The sequence below is a fragment of the Candidatus Omnitrophota bacterium genome (genome assembly GCA_034717435.1).
GTDB lineage: Bacteria > Omnitrophota > JAUWXU01 > JAUWXU01 > JAUWXU01 > JAYELI01.
The window spans coordinates 1-13,181 of the sequence record JAYELI010000030.1 but is presented as its reverse complement, the minus strand read 5'-3'; the positions used below and the strand labels follow the sequence as shown (position 1 = coordinate 13,181).

General features: G+C 45.5%; 8 protein-coding genes, 2 tRNA genes and 3 rRNA genes. All 13 read right to left on the bottom strand.

Annotated elements, in window-relative coordinates:
- Nucleotides 1-17: 17 nt before the first annotated feature.
- Nucleotides 18-134: ribosomal RNA gene (rrf, locus tag U9Q08_02165) — 5S ribosomal RNA — on the bottom strand.
- Nucleotides 135-201: 67 nt separating this feature from the next.
- A 23S ribosomal RNA gene (locus tag U9Q08_02160) occupies nt 202-3,229 on the bottom strand.
- A 109-nt stretch (nt 3,230-3,338) separates the two neighbouring features.
- A tRNA-Ala gene (locus U9Q08_02155) sits at nt 3,339-3,411 on the bottom strand.
- A gap of 54 nt (nt 3,412-3,465) precedes the next feature.
- Nucleotides 3,466-3,542 (bottom strand) — tRNA-Ile (locus U9Q08_02150).
- Nucleotides 3,543-3,770: 228 nt separating this feature from the next.
- A 16S ribosomal RNA gene (locus U9Q08_02145) occupies nt 3,771-5,336 on the bottom strand.
- The 16S, 23S and 5S rRNA genes sit together here with 2 tRNA genes alongside, the layout of an rRNA operon.
- A gap of 173 nt (nt 5,337-5,509) precedes the next feature.
- A complete protein-coding gene (gene tyrS / locus U9Q08_02140) occupies nt 5,510-6,703 on the bottom strand; it encodes a tyrosine--tRNA ligase (protein ID MEA3328530.1) in 1,194 nt (397 codons plus the stop codon).
- Nucleotides 6,675-8,036: a 30S ribosomal protein S1 gene (locus tag U9Q08_02135; GenBank protein ID MEA3328529.1), complete on the bottom strand. Its 1,362-nt coding sequence runs from the start codon at nt 8,034-8,036 to the stop codon at nt 6,675-6,677. The genes tyrS and U9Q08_02135 overlap by 29 nt, the downstream gene beginning before the upstream one ends.
- A 34-nt stretch (nt 8,037-8,070) precedes the next feature.
- Nucleotides 8,071-8,961, bottom strand: coding sequence for a 4-hydroxy-3-methylbut-2-enyl diphosphate reductase (locus tag U9Q08_02130; protein ID MEA3328528.1), 891 nt, complete (start codon nt 8,959-8,961; stop codon nt 8,071-8,073).
- Complete coding sequence (locus tag U9Q08_02125) at nt 8,958-9,572, bottom strand: lysophospholipid acyltransferase family protein (GenBank protein MEA3328527.1); 615 nt, start codon at nt 9,570-9,572, stop codon at nt 8,958-8,960. The genes U9Q08_02130 and U9Q08_02125 overlap by 4 nt, the downstream gene beginning before the upstream one ends.
- A complete protein-coding gene (gene cmk / locus U9Q08_02120) occupies nt 9,562-10,218 on the bottom strand; it encodes a (d)CMP kinase (protein MEA3328526.1) in 657 nt (218 codons plus the stop codon). The genes U9Q08_02125 and cmk overlap by 11 nt, the downstream gene beginning before the upstream one ends.
- On the bottom strand, nt 10,203-11,066 hold the full coding sequence (locus tag U9Q08_02115) for a prephenate dehydrogenase (protein MEA3328525.1): 864 nt from the start codon (nt 11,064-11,066) through the stop codon (nt 10,203-10,205). The genes cmk and U9Q08_02115 overlap by 16 nt, the downstream gene beginning before the upstream one ends.
- A gap of 22 nt (nt 11,067-11,088) precedes the next feature.
- Entirely contained in the window at nt 11,089-12,102 is a 1,014-nt protein-coding gene (aroF, locus tag U9Q08_02110; GenBank protein ID MEA3328524.1) for a 3-deoxy-7-phosphoheptulonate synthase, read from the bottom strand.
- A partial coding sequence (hisC, locus tag U9Q08_02105) for a histidinol-phosphate transaminase (GenBank protein MEA3328523.1) occupies nt 12,099-13,181 on the bottom strand: 1,083 nt, incomplete at its 5' end. The genes hisC and aroF, both read right to left, overlap by 4 nt.

The following is a 13,181-nucleotide window of genomic DNA, read 5'->3' as shown; positions in this document are numbered from 1 at the left end:
TTTTAGGCATAAAAAAAGCCCGGCAGTGACCTACTCTCCCATCCCGTTGCCAGGAAAGTACCATCGGCGCTAGAGGGCTTAACGACCGTATTCGGTATGGGAACGGGTGTATCCCCTCTGCTATAACCACCGGGAAAATTTAAAATAAGATTACATAACGTATGAAATCTTAAGTATTTTTTAAAATAGTTACTAATAATTGTGGTCAAGCATTTGACTGATTAGTACCAGTAAGCTCAATCCATTACTGGACTTACACATCTGGCCTATCAACCTTGTAATCTACAAGGAGTCTTCTCTATCATTTTATTAATAGAAGGATATCTTATCTTAGGGAAGGCTTGGCGCTTATATGCCTTCAGCGCTTATCCTTTCCGAACGTAGCTACCCAGCTCATACCGCTGGCGCGATAACTGATACACCATTGGTTCACCCATTCCGGTCCTCTCGTACTAGGAACAGATCCCTTCAAATATCCTACGCCCACGACAGATAGGGACCGAACTGTCTCACGACGTTCTAAACCCAGCTCACGTACCGCTTTAATTGGCGAACAGCCAAACCCTTGGGACCTTGTCCAGCCCCAGGATGCGATGAGCCGACATCGAGGTGCCAAACCTCCCCGTCGATATGAACTCTTGGGGGAGATAAGCCTGTTATCCCCGGAGTACCTTTTATCCGTTGAGCGACGCCCATTCCACTCAGTAGCGCCGGATCACTAAGTCCTGCTTTCGCATCTGCTCGACTTGTAGGTCTCGCAGTTAAGCTCCCTTCTGCCTTTACGCTCCACATGCGATTGCCAACCGCATTGAGGGAACCTTTGAACCCCTCCGTTACAATTTAGGAGGAAACCGCCCCAGTCAAACTGCCCACCTGACACTGTTCCTCGGCCGGATTCACGGCCGTGGGTTAGAATTTCGATATAATAAGGGTGGTATTTCACTGTTGACTCCACCTTGGCTAACGCCAAGGCTTCAAAGTCTCCCACCTATACTACACATATCGGACCAAAATCCAATATCAGGTTACAGTAAAGGTTCACGGGGTCTTTCCGTCTAGTCGTGGGTAAGCGGCATCTTCACCGCTGCTACAATTTCGCCGACTCCCTCGTTGAGACAGCGCCCAGATCGTTACACCATTCGTGCGGGTCGGAACTTACCCGACAAGGAATTTCGCTACCTTAGGACTGTTATAGTTACAGCCGCCGTTTACTGGGGCTTCGGATCAGAACTTCTCTCACCGAAGTGAGATAATCCTTCCTCTTAACCTTCCAGCACCGGGCAGGTGTCAGTCTGTATACATGGACTTTAAGTCTTCGCACAGACCTGTGTTTTTAGTAAACAGTCGCCTGGGCCGCTTTACTGTGATCCCGAATATGGCTTCACCGCAAGGCTACACCTTTCGGGACACCCCTTCTCCCTAAGTTACGGGGTCATTTTGCCGAGTTCCTTAACGAGGGTTATGTCGAGCGCCTTAGGATTCTCTCCCAACCTACCTGTGTCGGTTTACGGTACGATTACATATCCCACTCACCTTACAGCTATTTCTCGGTAGTGTGGTGTTAGCCAGTTTACCCGCTCCGTGGATTGGGCTCCCTAACACCCCTCACCCTTGACAATTGGTGCCAAAGGCTACGAGTTTGGACGCGCATTTCCAACCGCGCGATGGCCTAACCTTCTACGTCACCATAAGATTCAAACGCAAAATATGCAGTGCAGGAATATTTTACCCTGCTGTCCATCACCTACGTCTTTCGACCTCGGCTTAGGATCGACTAACCCTGGGCGGATTAACCTTCCCCAGGAAACCTTAGGTTTTCGGCGGACTGATTTTTCATCAGTCTTATCGCTACTCATACCGGCATAATCACTTCCATTTCGTCCACCTGTCCTTTCGATCAGGCTTCAACCTAGAATGGAACGCTCCCCTACCACTCTCTAACAATAAAGTTACAGAATCCGTAGCTTCGGTGATGAGCTTAAGCCCCGATCATTTTCGGCGCAAAACCACTCGACCAGTGAGCTATTACGCACTCTTTAAATGATGGCTGCCTCTGAGCCAACATCCTGGTTGTCTTAGTGAAATCACATCCTTTACCACTTAGCTCATACTTGGGGACCTTAGCTGACGGTCTAGGCTCTTTCCCTCTTGACCACGAAGCTTATCCCCCGTAGTCTGACTCCCACAATAATAATAATGGCCTTCGGAGTTTAATTGGGTTCAGCGACCTGGTAAGGCTCCTAGCCCAGTTAGTACTCTACCTCCACTATTACATCTTATGAGGCTAGCCTTAAAGCTATTTCGGGGAGAACCAGCTATTTCCGAGTTTGATTAGCCTTTCACTCCGACCCACAGCTCATCCCATAACTTTTCAACGTTAACGGGTTCGGGCCTCCATATACGATTAAATATACTTCACCCTGGCCATGGGTAGATCACTCGGTTTCGGGTCTACTGAGTGTAACTGGACGCACAGTTAGTACTCGCTTTCGCTACGGCTCCAGCCGAAGATTCGGCCTTAACCTCGCTACACTAAGTAACTCGCCGGTTCGTTATGCAAAAAGCACGCAGTCACTCATTTTCGCCAAATTGCTTTGACGAACATAGAGCTCCTACCGCTTGTAGGTTTATGATTTCAGGTTCTATTTCACTCCCATCACCTGGGTTCTTTTCAATTTTCCCTCACGGTACTTGTTCACTATCGGTCCTCAGAGAGTATTTAGCCTTAGCCCGTGGTCGGGCTGGATTCCTACAGGATTTCACGTGTCCCGCAGTACTTGGGGAATTAACCCATCCTGCGCAATCTTACTTCGCTTACGAGGCTATCACTCTCTTTGGCCAACCTTTCCAGGTTGTTCAACTGTAAAATTTTGCAAGACGACCAAACCGTATTTCGATCCGGTTAACCCCCACAACCCCTTGATTACAACACATACGGATTATCACGTAACCAAGGTTTAGGCTCTTCCTGTTTCGCTCGCCGCTACTAAAGGAATCGAATTCTCTTTTTTCTCCTCAAGGTACTGAGATGGTTCAGTTCTCTTGGTATTTCTCTCCTATCCTATGTATTCAGATAAGAGTATCCCGATTTTGTCGGGATGGGTTGCCCCATTCGGAAATCTCCGGATCAAGGTCTATTTGCAACTCCCCGGAGCTTATCGCAGCTTACCGCGTCCTTCATCGCCTTCTGAGACCAAATCATCCATCATAAACCCTTTGTAGCTTGACCACAAATATTACTAACTATTTAATTTTCAAAGAACATATTAGCTCTTAGCTCCTGGCTCTTAGTTTTAAACCAAGAGCCAGGAGCTAAGAGCTAAGAACCAAACACACAGTGGAGATGATCGGACTCGAACCGATGACTTCCTGCGTGCAAAGCAGGCGTTCTGCCAGCTGAACTACATCCCCAATTTGAACATCTGATTTAGGAAAACTTTCGATTTTCATAAATTATGTTCTCATTGGTGGGCCCATCTGGATTCGAACCAGAGACCCCTGCGTTATCAGCACAGTGCTCTAACCGACTGAGCTATAGGCCCCAGGATTAAATTGCATGAGCATATAATTTATGAAAAGTCGAGCACTTGTTTATAATAAATAAATCCTTTGCTGAAGAATTTTAAAAAAAGACTTTTCATTGCTCAGGATTAAGTTCACACACAACTTACGTCGGCCTTGCGGCCTCCGTAAGTTGTGTGCTCATTTAGCAAGCTAATGAAATTTACACCTTTACTTATCCTACTTTCTTTTCCTGCATTACTCCTTAGAAAGGAGGTGATCCAGCCCCACCTTCCGGTAGAGCTACCTTGTTACGACTTAGTCCCTCTTGCCAAACATACCTTCGAAACATCCCCTCCCTTAACGCAAGCGTCAAGGGTTAGGTCAGTAACTTCGGGTACATTCAACTCGGTTGACTTGACGGGCGGTGTGTACAAGACCCGGGAACGTATTCACCCCATCATGGCTGATACGGGATTACTAATGATTCCAGCTTCATGAAGGCGAATTGCAGCCTTCAATCCGAACTGAGACCTGCTTTTTGGGATTAGCTCCACCTTGCGGCTTGGCAACCCTTTGTACAGGCCATTGTAGCACGTGTGTCGCCCAGGATATAAGGGCCATACTGACTTGACGTCATCCTCGCCTTCCTCCACATTACCTGTGGCAGTCTTCTTAGAGTGCTCTCGAAATCGAGGTGGCAACTAAGAACAAGGGTTGCGCTCGTTGCAGGACTTAACCTAACACCTCACGGCACGAGCTGACGACAGCCATGCAGCACCTGTGTATCTGTCCCGAAGGAGGTTCCTAGTTTCCTAGGAATTTCAAATACATGTCAAACCCTGGTAAGGTTCCTCGCGTATCGTCGAATTAAACCACATGCTCCACCATTTGTGCGGGTCCCCGTCAATTCCTTTGAGTTTCAGTCTTGCGACCGTACTCCCCAGGCGGGGCACTTAATGCGTTAGCTGCGGCACAGATCCTTGCGGACCTACACCTAGTACCCATCGTTTACGGCTAGGACTACCAGGGTATCTAATCCTGTTCGCTCCCCTAGCTTTCGTGTCTCAGCGTCGGTATCAAGCCAGAGAATCGCTTTCGCCACTGGTGTTCTTCCCGATATCTACGAATTTCACCTCTACACCGGGAATTCCATTCTCCTCTCTTGTACCCAATCCCATCAGTTTCGTATGCAGTTCTTTGGTTAAGCCAAAGGATTTCACATACGACTTAACAGGACGCCTACACACCCTTTACGCCCAATAAATCCGAACAACGCTCGCCACCTCCGTCTTACCGCGGCTGCTGGCACGGAGTTAGCCGTGGCTTCCTCTCTCGGTACCGTCTATTTAATCCTGCTATTAACAAGATCAAACTTCGTCCCAAGTGACAGAGCTTTACAATCCGAAGACCTTCATCGCTCACGCGGCGTCGCTTCGTCAGGGTTTCCCCCATTGCGAAAGATTCTCGACTGCAGCCTCCCGTAGGAGTCTGGGCAGTGTCTCAGTCCCAGTGTGGCTGACCATCCTCTCAGACCAGCTATCCATCAAAGCCTTGGTGAGCCATTACCCCACCAACTAGCTAATAGAATGCGGACTTACCCTTAATCGATAGCATAATATAGAGGCCATCTTTTTACTACGGTCCATGCGAACTGTAGTCTTATCCGGTATTAGCCCGCCTTTCGACAGGTTATCCCGGTTTTGAGGATAAATTATCCACCCGTTACTCACCCTTGCGCCACTATCAATCCCTTGCGGGAAAGATCGTCCGACTTGCATGCCTAAACCACGCCGCCAGCGTTCGTTCTGAGCCAGGATCAAACTCTCCAATAAAAAAATGCTCATTAGCTTGCTATTCTCCGCTTTGTTAAGCGGAACTTTTTCAAAGAACAAAAAAACAAATAAACACAAAAAACTATATTCAATTATTTCGATAGAACGAACATTTAACTCCCTTTTTTAGGGTAGCAATGTAGAACAAAAGATAACACAAATAAATTAAGCTGTCAAGTTTTTTTTGCAATTATTTTTCGGAATTTTCTTTTTCCTACTTTCAGGATAGAACTGCCTTTGACCTTTATTTTTTCCCCGACATCTTCAATTCTTTTATTGTCAATGGTTACAGCACCCTGCCGGACCAGGCGTTCTGCCTGGCTCCTGCTTGAGGCGCAACCGGTAACTTTCAACAGTTCAATAATCCAGACCGGACAACTGCTTTCCAAGGCATATTCTTCTATCTTCTCCGGCAGTCCTTTCCGGCTGAATACCCGCTCAAATTGTTCACGGGCCAGCAAAGCCTTGGCGCTGTCATAATTTCTTTCAACTATTTTCGCAGCAAGGTCTAATTTTGCCAGTTTTGGATTATTCAGGCCGGCAATATCGATTTGCTTTCCCAGAAGAATTCTATAATAATCAGAAGCCAATTCATCGCTTATTGACATAATCTTACCAAACATATCCTGGGGTAAATCGGTAAGTCCAATATAATTACCCAGGGACTTACTCATCTTCTTAACGCCGTCAAGGCCTACTAAAAGCGGTAATATTATTACTGCCTGCGGAACCTGGCCAAAATCCCGCTGAAGCTCCCGGCCTACCAAAAGATTAAACTTTTGGTCCGTTCCTCCTACCTCAATGTCTGCTCTGACCATCACTGAATCATACCCCTGGATTAAAGGATACAAAAACTCGTGAATAGATATCGGTTGTCTATTTTTATAACGTTTTAAAAAGTCGTCTCTTTCAAGCATCCGGGCCACGGTATATCTGGACGCTAAATTTATAACCTCCCTGAAATTCATTTGTTCACACCAGCTGGAATTGTAAACTACTTCTGTTTTTTCCCGGTCAAGGACCCTAAACACCTGCCGCTGATACGTCCGGGCATTCTCTCTGACCTCATCTTTTGATAATTGTTTTCGGGTCTTGGACTCGCCGCTGGGATCACCGATCATAGCAGTGAAATCTCCGATTATAAACACTACCTTATGACCCAGATCCTGAATCTGTTTTAGCTTAGCCAGGGCAACCGTGTGGCCCAAATGAAGGTCGGGACAAGAAGGATCTGCCCCGTATTTAACCCGCAGAGGTTTGTTGTTCTTTCCGGACTGTTGTAATTTTTCAAAGATCTCCTTTTCAGAGATCATCTCCACGCTGCCGCATTTTATTCTGCTAATCTGCTTCTTTATCTTTTGTTCCATTTTCTTTGGGCTCGGGTTCCAGCTGTTTCAACCCCAGTGATATCTTCTTAGACTTTTGATCGACCACCAAAACCTTTACTTCTATCTTTTCCCCCTTCTTCAACACCTCCGAAGGGTGACTGATCTTTTTGGTCCAGGACATGTCCGAGATATGGATCAAGCCGTCTATCCCTGTTTCCAGTTCGACAAACGCTCCGTACTTGGCCAGGTTGCGCACCTTCCCGCTCACCTTGGTCCCTACCTTATATCTCTGCTCCACCTCCAACCAGGGATTGATCTCAATCTGTTTTATTCCTAAAGAAATCTTTTCGCCGGCTTCATCTACGCTCAACACCACAGCCTCGACTACATCGCCAATAGCCAATACTTCGGAAGGATGGGTAATCCGCTTTGTCCAGGACAATTCAGATATATGGGCCAAACCCTCGATCCCTTTTTCCAGCTCAACAAAAACTCCGTAGGGCATAATATTTACCACCCGGCCTTTTATTCTGGAACCGACAGGGTATTTCTTGGTTATGTCTGTCCATGGGCTGGGGCTTTTTTGTTTCAAGCCTAAAGAAACCTTTTTTGTCTCCTTGTCAAAGTTTAAAATCAACACTTCTACTTCATCACCGATAGCCACGACTTCAGATGGATGGCTTATCCTCGACCAGCTCATATCTGTTATATGCAGCAATCCGTCTACTCCGCCTAAGTCTACAAACGCGCCGAAATCAGTGATATTTTTAACCATACCTTTACGTAACTGGCCCTTTTCTATTTCATTGATCAATTTTTCCCTAAGATGCTTCTTCTCTTCCATTAAATAATCGCGATGCGACAGGACCACGTTCCTGCGCCGCATATCTGTTTTAACGATTTTAAACTTAAGGGTCTGGCCTATAAGCTGGTCAAGGTTTGAAGTCGGGCGGATAAAGGCCTGGGAAGCTGGTAAAAAAGCCTCCATGCCTATATTCACCATCAACCCTCCCCTTACCTTTTTAAATACTTTTCCTTCGACAAGGCCGCCTTCTTTATATTTTTGGGATATCTTCTCCCAATTCTGAAGTTGGTCAGCCTTTCTTTTTGACAGGATTACCATTCCGCTGTCATCTTCTTTTGACTCCAATAATACTTCTACCTCATCACCGATCTTTAAAGACTCAGATCCGTTAAACTCATTGACCGGCACCACCCCTTCGGATTTATAGCCGATATCGACTATAATCTCTTTTTCGGTAAAATCAATGACTTTCCCTTTGATTATTTGACCTTCTTTAACCTCATTCAGTTTTTTTTCGTAAAGATTTAAGATATCCTCAAATCTTTCCGGTTCTTTTTGCTGCGACATTCACAATTACCCCCTTTCTTTATACACAGACCTTCTACAAGCTATGGGCTGTAAGCTTACCCCTTCTGTGATCATCTGTGTATACTTTTTTTAATCTATCCGCGGCCTGTTTAATCACCCAAGCCGGCGTTGAAGTCCCTCCGGCCAAGCCGATACTTCTTTTTTTTCTAAACCAGGAGGGCTTTATGTCTTTGGCAGCTTCGACATGATGAGTTTCCACGCCAGCCTCCTTACATATTCCCGCCAATCTTTTGGTATTAGCGCTCAGCCTTCCGCCCATGATTATCATCATTTCTACTTTTTGGGCAATGGACCTGGCTTCTCTTTGCCGGACAACCGTAGCGCGGCAAATAGTATTAAATATCCTCAGTTCCTCAAAATGACCTTTAGAAACCAGCTTATTAATTATAGCCTGAAAATTGCTGTTTGACTGAGTGGTCTGTGCCAATAAGGCAATTTTCCTGCTCTTATTCAGATTTAACTTATCCAGATCAGAAGGCCCGGCTGCAACCATTGCCTTCTCATCGGTAAAACCGCCTATTGATTTCACCTCTGGATGGTTTTTGTCCCCGGCAATTATGACCGCATAGCCTTGTTTAACAAGCCGGCAGGAAGCCTCCTGAACCTTCTTAACAAAAGGACAGGTAGAGTCTACTACTTCTATGTTTTTGGCCCTGGCCTTGCTGAGTAACTCAGGCCTAAGCCCATGGGCTCTGATTATCAGCCTTCCGTTTTTTATCTGCTCTATCCGGTTAACTATCCTCAAACCTTTTTCAGTCAATTTTTCGATGGTCTGGGGATTATGGATCAGGGGGCCGACTGAATAATTTGACAAACCTCTATTGTCAAGCATTCGCTCGGCCTTTTTTACCGCCCGCTCAACCCCAAAACAAAATCCAACATGCTCAGAAACTATTACCTTCATTTTACTTGAGGCCCTAATTTAGATATTTGCTCCATGATTGATTGACTGGCTCTTAAATAATTATCTTTCTTATTTCCCTGTTGATAAGATTGGCCAAACCTCAGCGGACGGCCAAAGTAGACACTGACCGGTCTCAACCTGATGAATCTCGCGCCAATCGGCAAAGCCTGGTCTGTGCCAAAGATCCTGGCCGGAACTATCGGAACGTTAGACTTCAACGCCAGCAGGCCGACCCCGATTTTACCCGGATGCAGTTTTCCGTCCTTGCTTCTTGTCCCTTCGGGAAACAGGGCCACAACTTTACCTGCCTTCAGTCTCCTTAATGCCTCTTTCATTCCCGAAAGACCCAGATCTTTGTCTTCGACAGCAAAGGCATCAACTGAATTTAAGAATTTAGCAAACAGCTTATTGTTAAACAGGCTCTTTCTAGCCATAAAATTGAGCCGGCGATAAGACGGTATGCCTAAGGCCAGGGGATCTAAATGGCTTAAATGATTACTGGCCAGAATGCAGCCGCCTTTGGGAGGAAAATTTTCCCTTCCGGCTGACTTAAACCTGAACAACAGTTTATATAAAATTATGCCCAGTAAGCAACAGAACTTATAAATCATCTGTGTTAAGGTGTGAAAGAACAACGTTAACTACTTCGTTTATGTCTAAGTTGGTTGTGTCGATACGAACAGCGTCTTCGGCCATTGCCAACGGCGCTATCTTTCTGGTTTTATCGTGCTTATCGCGTAATAAAATTTCTTGTTCTAATCTTTTTAATGCCGGCGATTTTTGATGTTCCCTAAGCAATTGTCTGTAGCGGCGGCCGGCCCGTTCCTTGACCTCGGCATCCAGATAGAACTTTTTATCGGCATCCGGAAAAACCGTTGTTCCGATATCGCGCCCCTCGACTACCATGCCTCTATTGTTGCCGGAAAACCTGCGCTGTAGATCCACCATTCTCTTTCGCACGCTTCCGGCCCGGGCAACAAAAAACACCTTATTGGTAATTTCCGGTTCTCTGATCCGGCGGCTGACATCCCTGCCATCCAGCATAACTTCATCTTTTCTTAAATCTATTTTGGTATGATAAAGCAAATCTGCCAGGGCATTTTCATTTTCCAAATCAATTTTTTCCTCAACCGCTTTTAAAGTAAAAGCCCGGTACATAGCTCCGGTATCCAGATAGAAAAACCCCAGTTTATCAGCCACCAGCCTGGCAATAGTGCTTTTTCCCGAACCGGCCGGACCATCTATAGCGATAACCATTCTCTGTTATAACTATCCCTTCTATTTTTTGCCTTCTTGAACAGACTTAACAACTTTTGGTGCCGGCCAGCGGACACGATGTTTTTCACCCGGCCAATTGATGTCTGATATACCCCTAAAGCCTTGCCTATTTCCCTGCTGTTCATGACACATATATCCCGCCATAGCCGGGGATTACTCGAGGCTATCCTGGTCATATCCAGGAAGCTCCCCCCGCTATACTTATAGTATTTGAACGGGACAAGCATGGATAAGTGGTAAGCCAAAATGTGCGGAAGATGGCTGATATAAGTCACAATAGAGTCGTGCCTAACAGGTGAGACCACCTTTACTTCTGCACCGAGCTTTTCCCAGAGCTTTCTGATTTTATTCAAAGCCTTTTGATCGGTAAAACGGGTCCTGGTTAAAAAACAAAACGAGCCTTTGAATAAATCTTTCCTGGCAGAACAAACCCCGCTTTTTTCTGAACCAGCCATTGGGTGGCTGCCGACAAAATAAACCTCTTTTTTGCGAATCCGGGGGATACTATCGATCTGTTTGACTATTTCCCCCTTCAGGCTTCCCACATCAGTAACAATAGAGCCCTGTTTGAGAAAAGGCATTATATCCCTTGCCACCTTGACTATCTTAGATATTGGCGCGGCAATAATCACCAGGTCTGCATCCTTAACCGCCTTTTTAAAATCAAGGGTTCCTTTAGTAACCGCCTTAGATCTTTTTGCCAGGCTCAAGGTATGTTTGTGCCGGGTCAGGCCTGTGATCTGCCCGGCTAATCCGCCGGACATCATTGCCATACCTAAAGAACCGCCGATCAAACCAACACCGACTATTGTTGTTTTTTTGAACATTTTCATCTCTTATTTACCTTAATTATATCTGTCTATTTACAACCCCTGCCAGCACCTTCAGCTCTTCCATCAATTTAGTAAACCTCTCTGGAATTATTGACTGAGCCCCGTCTGAAAGCGCCTCTTCAGGACAGGAATGCACCTCAATCAAAAGACCGTCCGCCCCGGCGGCAACCGCAGCCTTGGACAACGGAGCAACCAGCCCCCATTTTCCCGTGCCATGGCTGGGGTCTACTATAATCGGCAAATGGCTGAGTTCCTTGATTATCGGCACAGCGCTTATATCAACAGTATTCCTGGTATATTCTTCGAATGTCCTTATCCCCCGTTCGCAGAGAATAATATTCAAATTTCCATTAGAAGCAATGTATTCTGCCGACATTAAAAGTTCTTTGATGGTCGAGGATATTCCTCTTTTTAAAAGCACGGGCTTTTTAGTCTGGCCTACTTCTTTTAAAAGATTAAAGTTCTGCATATTCCTGGCCCCGATCTGAAATATGTCGGTGTACCTGGCTACCAGAACAACGTCCCTGGTATCCATAACTTCTGTGACTATCGCCAGGCCGGTAGCTTTAGCTGCCTCTTGTAAATATTTCAGGCCTTCTTCTCCCAGGCCCTGAAAACTATAAGGAGATGTCCGGGGTTTAAACGCTCCGCCGCGAAGCACCTTGGCCCCGGATTTTTTAACTACCCTGGCAATCTCTAAAAGCAGTTCCTTGTTTTCTACGGCACAAGGACCGGCCATAATCGTTAATTCCTTACCGCCGATTTTAATGCCCTTCACATCGATAATGCTGTCAGCCGGCTGAAATTCACGGCTAACCAGTTTAAAAGGTTTTAAAATCGGCAGGATCTTTTCAACACCCGAAATAGCTTCCAGGGGCTGAACGCGCAAGAGATCTTCCTCGCCAATAACCCCGATTATGGTCTTTTCCACCCCTTTAGAAACCCAGGGCTTAAGGCCCAGTTTTTTGACTTTTTCAATTACATGGTCTATTTCCTGGTCAGTAACGTGCGGCTTTAAAACAATAATCATCTACTTACCTCCTTAAACGCCTTTATGAATTTTTTATTCTCGCTCATGGTGCCGATAGTAACCCGGATAAAATTATCCAATTTCCAGGCCCGCATATCCCTGACTATAATACCTCGTTTTAATAACCTGTTGAATACAATCCGGGAATTTTTGCCCAGATCTATCAGGACAAAATTAGTAGCGCTGGGGACATATTTTAATCCTATTTTTTCAAGCTCGTTATAGATATATTTTTTACCTTCTTTCACCATCTTTAATGTCTGCCTCAGGCAGTCTTTTTCGTCTAAGGCAGCCAAAGCAGCTACCTGGGCAATCGAGTTTACATTAAAAGGCTCTCTGACCCTGTTCAGATAGCCTATAATCTGCTTATTAGCCAGGCCGTAACCGATACGCAATCCAGCTAAACTGTATATTTTGGAAAACGTCCTGGTTGTTATAATATTGCGTTTGTTGATTAATTTTAACGTATCGGGAAAATCCGGAACATCCGCAAACTCAAAATAGGCCTCGTCAAAATACACTATGACCTCTTTGGGTACCTTTGCCAAAAAAAGGCGCACTTCATCCCCGGTTAGATAGGTACCCGTGGGATTATCCGGGTTAGCTACAAATATAATCTTTGTCTTTTTTGTTACTGCCTCGGCCATTGATTTCAGATCGTACTTCAAGTCTTTTAAGGGAACGTATTTAATTTTGGCTCCGGCTATTTTGGCAACGATCTCATAAATAAGAAAAGTCGGCCGGGCTATCACGACCTCTTCGGCAGGGTTCAAAAAAGCCCGCAGGGTCAGGGCGATTATCTCATCGGAACCATTACCGATTATTAAATTAGAAGGGCTAAAGCCTAATCGCCCGGCTAATTTTTTCTTAAGGTAATAACAAGTATCATCGGGATAGCGATTCAGGCTACTCAAGCTGTTTTTGATCGCTGAAGTTACTTTTAGCGACGGCGAAAGAGCGTTTTCATTAGACGCCAGCTTAATAACCTGCTTAAGTTTCAGCTCTCTTTTTAATTCTTCTATCGGTTTGCCGGGCTTATAAGGCTTTATCCGCAGTATGTTTTTTCCAACCAGCTTTCT

Coding starts and splice junctions, on each gene's coding strand:
- tyrS (MEA3328530.1), bottom strand. CDS start 6,703: ATGGAACAAAAGATAAAGAAGCAGATTAGCAGAATAAAATGCGGCAGC.
- U9Q08_02135 (MEA3328529.1), bottom strand. CDS start 8,036: ATGTCGCAGCAAAAAGAACCGGAAAGATTTGAGGATATCTTAAATCTT.
- U9Q08_02130 (MEA3328528.1), bottom strand. CDS start 8,961: ATGAAGGTAATAGTTTCTGAGCATGTTGGATTTTGTTTTGGGGTTGAG.
- U9Q08_02125 (MEA3328527.1), bottom strand. CDS start 9,572: ATGATTTATAAGTTCTGTTGCTTACTGGGCATAATTTTATATAAACTG.
- cmk (MEA3328526.1), bottom strand. CDS start 10,218: ATGGTTATCGCTATAGATGGTCCGGCCGGTTCGGGAAAAAGCACTATT.
- U9Q08_02115 (MEA3328525.1), bottom strand. CDS start 11,066: ATGTTCAAAAAAACAACAATAGTCGGTGTTGGTTTGATCGGCGGTTCT.
- aroF (MEA3328524.1), bottom strand. CDS start 12,102: ATGATTATTGTTTTAAAGCCGCACGTTACTGACCAGGAAATAGACCAT.